Raw genomic sequence first — 7,107 nt, 5'->3', positions numbered from 1 at the left:
CCAGCTCATCCTGGCTCTGCACCGGCAGGGGACGGGCCGGCAACCGACCATTGGCCACCTGATCGGCTCGCAGCACCAGGCTGGCGATGTCCCGGGTCAGGCGGCGACTGAACAGCAGCGCCACCAGGGTACCCAGCACGATCACGGTCAGGGTGGCCAGCAGCAGGGTACGATTGATGGCCTGACCGGCACTGGTCATCTTCTGGCCCATGCTCTGTACCTCGGCACGGGTCTCGGTCACCTGGCCGGCCAGCTGGGTCGCCAGCTGGCCGAGGGCGGGTTCAATCTCGGTCGCCATCAGGTAATTGGCCTGATCCCAGTCCGGGGCCTGACGCTTCTCGATCACCTGGCCCACCAGCTCGGCAAAGGGGGCCGACATCTCCTCGAACAGCGACCAGATCCCTTTCTGCGCCTCGGTAAAGTTGGCCTCTTGCTGCTTCAGCTCGGCCACCCGCTGCTGGTGGAACTGGTAATAGTCCTGGTATTTGGTGCGATAGTCCGGATCCCCCGAGATGAGGAAGTCACGCAGGGCGGAGAGCGCATTGGAGAGGCCGTTGTAGGCATCCCCCACCTGCTTGAGCAGCAGGCGGCGATCGCCGGGCAGCTGATCCTGCGGGGTCGCCACCTCTTCGTTGGCAAAGGACTGCAGTTGATCGAGGGCTGACTCTGCCAACGGCCCCGCCTCCTGCAGCATCAGGGTATGGGCGGGCAGATTCTCGTCGGTCTGGGCGATGTCCCACACCTTCTGCTGGCTGGTCTTGAAGGCCTTGAGCGAGCGGGCAAGCTCGGCGGTGAACTGCTGGTGTTCGATCACCTGCCAGGCCCCCTCCCACTCCTGTTTGAGGCGGTCGGCCTGCGCCGGATCCTTGCCCAAGATGAGATAGGCCCGCAGGGAGGAGATAGTCGCCACCAGCGCCTTCTGGCTGGCCTCATCCCGTTGCAGGGCTGGCAGGGCCTGCTCCATCAGAGCGCTGCCGGCCTGTCCGATGCGGCCGAGCTGGTGGTAGACCAGGCTGGAAGAGAGGATCACCAGCAGATTGATAAAACAGAAGCTGAGCAGCAACTTGCTTGAAATTTTCATGAACGTCCTTGTTTCTTTGCGGGCATCCTGCCCGATATTCACTCCCCGAGCAGCGCCGGTAGCCGTTCACGCCAGGAGTCGTGCCATCCCAACAACTCCTCGCGCGGCATGGGCCGGGCAGAGAAGAAGCCCTGGCACACGTCGCACCCCAGCCGTGCCAGCAGCCGCCAAGTGAGTTCGTCCTCCACCCCTTCGGCGACGGACTTGAGCCCCAGTTTGCGGGCCAGCTCGATGCTTGACTCTATTATGGCCAAGCGAGAGGGGTCCTCAAAGCAGTGATCCACGAAAGAGCGATCCAGCTTGAGTTCGGTGAAGGGCAGCAGGGCCAGCTGCTGCATGGAGGAGTAGCCGGTACCGAAGTCATCGATGGAGAGGCCGAAACCGTGCATGCGCAGGCGCGTCAGCACCTCCAGCGACTTGCCCAGATCCTGCACGAACGCGCTCTCGGTCACCTCCAGGGTGATGAGCTCGGGGTTGATGCTCCAGCGCTGGCACTGGTTGATCAGGGTGTTGCACAGATCCCCCTCGATCAGCGAGGTGGTGGAGAGGTTCATCGAGAGGTTGAGGGATAGCCCGGTCTGCTCCCACAGGTGGCCGTCTCGCAGCGATTTGCTGATGATCACCTCGGTCAGCCGATCGATGAGACCGTTGTGCTCCGCCAGCGGAATGAAGCGGGCCGGCGAGATGAGGCCGTACTCCGGATGCTGCCAGCGGGCCAGCGCCTCCATGCCAACCCACTGGCCGGAGCCGAAGCTCACCTTGGGCTGATACCAGGGCAGCAGCTGATCCTGCTCCAGCGCCAGGCTCAGCTCATCCAGGGTCAGACGGTGGCCATCTTCCTCCTGGGCTCGCTCCTGCTGCGGGCGCCAGGCCCCGATCAGCTGGCTGATCTGCTGCTGGCTGGAGGGTTTCTCGATGCGCCCCAGCACCTGCAAGCCATAGGCGGCGCTCATGCGCAGCACGGCCTCGACCACGTCATCCTCCAGCGCGCTGGAGAGGATGATGCCGCCGCGAAAGCCGCCGAGGGAGAGGCGGCGCAACAGCGCCATGCCATCCATGCCCGGCATGCGCAGATCGCAAAACAGGATGTCGACCTGATGACGCTGGCACATGGCCAACGCCTCCACCCCGTCCTGCGCCTCCAGCAGGGAAGCGTAACCGAGCCCGCGGATCTGGTGCATCAACGCCTTGCGCTGGAAGGCGTGATCTTCCACCACCATGATCACCAACTCATGCTGTGTCTTGTTCATCGAGCCATAATCCAATTTCACCTGTAATAGCCTTCATCAGCGCCAGCACCGTCTGGCTCAGTTCACTGAGCTCGTCCAGCTGCTTGAGGCGGGCCGCCGCTTCGAGCCGGGCCGCCTCCTCCGCCAATGCCTGCTGCCCCACCATGCGGGCAGCCCCCTTGATCCGATGCGCCGTCTCCACCAGGGCATAGGTATCCTGCCTGGCCAGTGCCTGCATCATGTCATCTCCGTCCTGGCGATTGGAATCCAGGTATTCCCGCGCCATGCTGCGCGCCACCGCCTCATCGCCAAACAGCGAGAGCCAGCGCTCCCCCTGCTCGCTGGCAGGGGCAGGGACCTGGCTGGGTTCCTGCGCCTGACGGCTCACCGGCAGCCAGCGCATCAGCACCTGCCGCAGCGTATCCAGGGTATAGGGTTTGAACAACATGTCGTTCATGCCCGCCTCCTGCATCTGCAGGCCGGCCTCTTCGGAGGTGTCGGCCGTCACCCCGATGACAGGGGCCGATACCCTCTGCTCTCGCAGCGCCCGGGTCAGGCTGTAACCATCCATCGCCGGCATGTGGCAGTCGGTCAGCAGCAGGGCGAATCCCTGCCCCTGCCAGGTGCGCAAGGCCTTGTCGCCGTCATCCACCACCTCGGCATCCACGCCGAGAATGGCCAGCTGGCGGGCCAGCAGGGCGCGGTTGATGGGGTGATCGTCGGCCACCAGCACCCGCCCCTGCAGCTTGGGCGCATTGGCTTCCACCGGGCTGATCGCCGCCTCCCCCAGCAACTGATGGCAAGTCTCCAGCAACAGGTCGGGATAGAGCGGCGATTGTCCCAGCCGCCACCAGGCACTCGACCCCATGCGACCGCGCAGGGCCTCCTGCGGGGAGAGCACTATGCCCTTGAGGGTCGACTGCTGCAAATGGCCCAGCCAGTCGCTGCCGAGCGCCTGCTCGAGCCAGCTCTCCTCCGCCAGCAACAGGCCGTTGAGGGGCTGCCGCCACTGCTGTGGATCCAGACGATGCAGCCTGGCCCCCAGCCGCTGCATGGCGCTCTGCAAGGCAACATCTTCGCCAAACAGCCACCACTCCTGGCCGGCCAGCGGCGGGGCATCCCACTGACACTCGCTCAGCGGGAACTCGAAGGTGAGCCGGGTGCCGTGCCCCGGTTTGCTCTCGAGCGTCAGCGTGCCCCCCATCTTCTGGGCCAGCTGGTGGCAGATGGCCAGGCCCAGCCCGGTACCGCCGAAGCGTCGGGTTATGTCGGACTCCACCTGCTCGAACGGGGTGAACAGGCGATCCTGCTTCTCTTCGGCGATGCCGATGCCGGTGTCGCTGACCGTGATGGCCAGTCGCTCGGCCTGCAGGCCCACCTGGATGCGGATCTCGCCCCGCTCGGTGAACTTGACCGCATTGTTGAGCAGGTTGGAGAGCACCTGACCCACCCGCACCGCATCGATGCGGGCCTGATCCGGCACCTCGGTGCCCCAGTCCAGCGTCACTCTGAGCCCCTTGCCATGGGCCAGGGTGGCATGGCCGCGGATCACGTCACAGATGACGGAGGCAAGCCGGCACTCCTGATAATGGAGCTGCAGTTGGCCCGCCTCTATCTTGGAGAAGTCGAGCACATCGTTGACCAGATAGAGCAGGTTGTTGGTGGAGGTGACCACGTTACGCAGCAGGTAGCGCTGATCCTCGTTCAGCTCGCTCATCTGCAGCAGCTCCAGCATGCCATGCATGCCGGAGATGGGGGTTCTGAGCTCGTGGCTCATGGTGGCGAGGAAGCGGCTGCGCACCTGCATCGCCTGCTCGGCATAGGCCCGCGCCTCCCTCAGCTCGTGCTCCTGGCGCTTGAGGGCCGTGATGTCCTGGATCACCCCGTTGAGGATCAGGTGCCCCTCCTCCTGCGGCACAAAGCTGCCGCGCACCTGCAGATAGCGCGCCCCCTCAGGCCGCTCCACCTTGACCTCGAGATCGAGAGGGGCCAAGGTCTGAGCATGGTTGGCCACCTTGCTGACGAAGTCCTGCAGCGCCTCCTCGGTAAAGCCGAACACCTCTCCCCCCGACTCGGCCGACAGCATCTCCTGCCGGCTGGCCCCCAGGATCTCGCTCGCCCCCTGCGAGGCATAGAGGAAGCGCCCCTTGCCGGGTCCGATCCAGAGGTACTGATAGACGATGCCTGGCATGCTGTCGGTGATCTGGGTGAGGCGGGTCTCCGCCTTGCGGGCCCGCGCCTCGGCCTCCTTGATGCGGGTCACGTCGGTCAGCACGGTCAAGACACCGAGCATGTCTCCATCCGGGGAGGTGTAGGGGCGCTTGGTATAGATGACGTGGAACATGGCGCCATCCTGGCGGCGGCTGTTGCCCGCCCCCTCCAGTTGTGCGCCGCTCTGCCACACCTCCTGCTCTTCTTTCAGTACCCGCACCCGCTCTCTGGCCGGCATGCGGTCCAGATCGTCGCCCCCCTCCTTCATCGGGTCGCCGATGAAGGCATCCCGATAGGCCCGGTTGCAGAGGGTGATGCGCTGCTCGCGATCCCGCAGCACCACCATGTTGGGCAGGGAGTTGAGCAGGGTCTGCACAAACGTCAGCTGCTCGTTCAATTTGTGCTCGGCCAGCTGGCGCTGCACTATCTGGCGACGCAGGGTCCGGTTCCAGCCCATGAACAGCAGCACGCAGAGCAGGAAGGCCCCCAGCCCCAAGGCGGACCAGAGCGCCACCGTGGTCGGATTGATGCCGGTCTGGATGGTCAGAGTCAGCCACTTGTGCTCCAGCTTGGTCATCTCTTCCGGCCGGATGGAGAGCAGCACCTTGGTCAGGATCTGCTGCAACATGGGATCCTGTTGATGCACCGCCATGGCGACCGGCACCCTCAGCTCGTTGCCGGAAAATACTACCTGGTAGCGGTTGTTGAACCCTTTCTGCAATGCCTGCTCCAGGGTGGTCATGCTCATCAGCACATAGTCGACCTGGTGCCCGTCCAGCAGGGGCAGCAGCTTGGTGTCGCTGCTCGTTGCCACAGGGCTGGCGCCCACCTCCTTGAGCACCAGCTCCTCCACCGAGCCGCCGACGATCCCCACCCGGCGTCCCTTGAGCTCGTTGAGACTGGCCAGCTCTTCACTCCCCTGCCTGGCGGCAATCACCCGGTGGATGAAGGCGTAGTCGGGGGTAAACAGGGCGTACTGGCGCCGTTCGGCGGTCGGGGTGATGGCCGGAATGAAATCCAGCTTGCGCGCCTGCAGCAGGCTCTGGGTCTCGGCCCAGCTGCTGGTAGGTACCAGGCTGAAGTGCAGGCCGGACCGCAGGCTCACCAGCTTGAGCAGGTCGGCGATGAAGCCCTTGAGCTGGCCATTGCCATCGATCTCGCTCACCGCCGGCCAGTCCGGCGCCACCCCGAAGCGCAGGGTCGGATGGCGGGCCAGCCAGTCCAGTTCGCTCTGGTTGAACACTATCTGGCGAGGGCCGTTGGCCAGCTCGTAGTCGACGATACCGCCGGTCTCCAGAATGCGGCGGCGCTCATCCAGCGACATGTCGTTGAGAGCCAGCTCCAGCAGATCGCGCAGCCCCTGATTGTCCCGCCTCACCGCCATGGCCAGCGAGGTATCCGTCACCCACTCCGGGGTGATCACCTTGAGCCCGGTCTGCGGCTGCAGGCGCTGCAGTCGCATCAGCGAGGGCAGATCGGAGAGATAGGCATCCGCCAGCCCCTTCTTGACCATGAAGACGGCTTCGTCGCTGCTGTCCGCCTCGATCAGCTGGGTCATTCCGAGCTGGGCCAACTCCTCGCAGGAGCTGAAGCCGTGCTCGCACACCCAGCGCAACTGGCGTGCCGCGGCCAGGGTCGGCTCCCCCTCTTCCCGCGTCAGCAGGACGGCGCGCGGCAGGGTCATCAGATCCGAGGTAAAGCGCATCTTCTCCTGACGCGACTGGCTGGGCGTCACGCCGATCAGCATGTCCACCTCCCCATCGAGCAGCGCCTGCTGGGCATCGGCATAGTAGGGATAGGTCTTGTAGCGCACGGTCAGCCCCAGCCGGCCGGCAATCTGGTTGGCAAAGTCGTCGAGCGGGCCATTGAAGCCACCCCGGCCATTGGTATAGATGTAGGGGGGCCAGGCCATCGAGGGCATGCCCACCACCAGGTCATTGCGCGAGGCGAGCCACAGCCGCTCCGTCAGTCCCAGCTGATCCTTGTCCAGAGAGGTTTCTGCCGCAGCCACATGGCTCCAGCAAGCAAACCAGCACAACAGAATGGCGCGATAACAGAGGCGCAGCATGGATGACTCCTGAACAGATCGGAGAGCGATCATAGGGATTTTGGCAAAATGTGTGAATAAAAATTCGTAACAGAACTCGTGCGGATACGAAAAACGGCAGGCTCACGCCTGCCGTTTTCTAGCAAGAAAGGGGCCAAGCCCCACCTTATCAGGTTATTCGGTTCCCAAGCCGGAAGCCGGTTTGATACTCCTGCTCACGGATGTGGGCGATCTGCACATTTTGCCCTTCCAGACCTATGTCTTTGAGCAGGGCGGGCGACAGGTGCAGATAACAGGTGCGGCGTTCCAGCCGGGTGATCCGTTTCTGGACCAGGGTTTCGACGGTGCGCAGCAGGGTCAGTTCGATAGACATAATATTCTCCAGTTGAACGTGCGGTTCCCCCGGAGAGAAGAGATCACCCTGCGGGACAACCGCGGGTGATAAAAAAGCAGGTGTTACCTGTTTCCTCCACGCGGCAGAAAAAGAGCACGAGTCTTCGCGCTGCTGATGCAGCGGTCGAACGCAACGTTTAGCATTG

At 64.0% G+C, this 7,107-nt stretch carries 4 protein-coding genes; all 4 read right to left on the bottom strand.

The genetic code is table 11. The annotated features are described in order from the left end of the window. Window positions 1-1,081 (bottom strand): CHASE3 domain-containing protein (locus BN1143_RS08370; RefSeq protein ID WP_042050266.1); only part of this gene is annotated, 1,081 nt, incomplete at its 3' end. 38 nt (window positions 1,082-1,119) lie between these two features. Next, entirely contained in the window at window positions 1,120-2,331 is a 1,212-nt protein-coding gene (locus tag BN1143_RS08365) for an EAL domain-containing response regulator (RefSeq protein WP_024942274.1), read from the bottom strand. Further along, window positions 2,312-6,589: a transporter substrate-binding domain-containing protein gene (locus BN1143_RS08360; protein WP_042050265.1), complete on the bottom strand. Its 4,278-nt coding sequence runs from the start codon at window positions 6,587-6,589 to the stop codon at window positions 2,312-2,314. Before BN1143_RS08360 ends, BN1143_RS08365 begins: the two co-directional genes overlap by 20 nt. A 148-nt stretch (window positions 6,590-6,737) precedes the next feature. Continuing rightward, window positions 6,738-6,941, bottom strand: coding sequence for a hypothetical protein (locus BN1143_RS08355; RefSeq protein ID WP_017787667.1), 204 nt, complete (start codon window positions 6,939-6,941; stop codon window positions 6,738-6,740). Between the last annotated feature and the right edge of the window lie 166 nt (window positions 6,942-7,107).

Source organism: Aeromonas dhakensis, assembly GCF_000820305.1.
Lineage (GTDB): Bacteria > Pseudomonadota > Gammaproteobacteria > Enterobacterales > Aeromonadaceae > Aeromonas > Aeromonas dhakensis.
This window is presented reverse-complemented; position numbering and strand designations above follow the sequence as displayed.